We start from the raw sequence: 1,047 nt of genomic DNA on the forward strand, positions 1-1,047 counted from the left end.
GAGCCGAGGGGGTCGGGGAGGCACCCGGCCCCGGGGTCGGTGTGCGGTTGGTGACCTGGAACGTGCGCTCGCTGCGGGACGACCGGGCTGCGCTCGTCCGGACGCTGCGGGTGCTCGCCCCCGACGTGCTCTGCCTCCAGGAGATGCCGCGCTTCATCGGCTGGCGCCGGCACGCCCTCCGACTCGCCCGGGCGACCGGACTGCGCCACGTGGTGGGCGGCGCGCCCACCTGTGGCACCGCCGTACTGGTCGGCCCCCGGGTGCGGGTGGAGGACGCCGACCCGGTCCCCCTGCCGTACCACCCCGGTCTGCACCGTCGGATCGCGGCCAGGGCGCGGCTGCGGATCGACACCGCTCCGTTGACCGTGATCAGCTGCCACCTCGGCCTGGACGGGCGGGAGCGTCGCGCCCACCTCCGGCCGCTGCTCGCGGCGGCGACGCCGGGGCCGGTGGTCATCGCGGGCGACCTGAACGAGGGGCCCTCCGGGCCCGTTTTCCGGCGGCTGGCGGAGATCCTGCGGGACGCCGGGGCGAACCCGCCCGGCGGTCCCGGGCCGGCGGGCGGCGCGACCTTCCCCGCCCGGGCGCCCGGGCGCCGCATCGACGCGGTGCTCTGCGACCCGGTCGTGGGGGTGGAGGCTTGCGGACCGCCGGAATCCCGGCACCCGGCCCCGGGCGGCCGGGTGCCGGACGCGGAGGACCTGCGGCGGGCCTCGGACCACCTGCCGGTCCTGGCCCGGCTGCGGGTGCCGTCGGTCCGGCCGACCGACCCGCGGACGGAGCCGCGCCGGGGCCCGTGACCCCGGCACCCCGTACGTCCGATCGGGTCAGACGACCGCGCCGTTGCCGGGGCCGATCCAGTCGTCGTCGTCCCGGCCGTCCCGCATCCGCATCACCAGGGTGGCGAAGCCGCCGAGGAAGCCGCCGATGCCCAGGGTGACCACCCACCAGCTCATCGAGAAGCCGAGGACGGCGCTCAGGATCAACAGCAGCGGGCCGCCGAGCACCGCCAGCCAGGCGAACCGGGTGGTGGGGTCGGTCTCGGGG

At 77.7% G+C, this 1,047-nt stretch carries 1 protein-coding gene and 1 pseudogene; one reads left to right on the forward strand and one right to left on the reverse strand.

The window, feature by feature from the left end:
• Nucleotides 1-800: endonuclease/exonuclease/phosphatase family protein (locus tag FNQ90_RS24505; RefSeq protein WP_182608338.1), on the forward strand; the 800-nt coding region annotated here is incomplete at its 5' end.
• 27 nt (nt 801-827) lie between these two features.
• Here the strand turns inward: FNQ90_RS24505 and FNQ90_RS24510 are convergent.
• Nucleotides 828-1,047, reverse strand: a pseudogene (locus tag FNQ90_RS24510) (hypothetical protein); the annotation flags it as partial.

This window comes from Streptomyces alkaliphilus (assembly GCF_014141535.1).
Taxonomy (GTDB): Bacteria; Actinomycetota; Actinomycetes; order Streptomycetales; family Streptomycetaceae; genus Streptomyces; species Streptomyces alkaliphilus.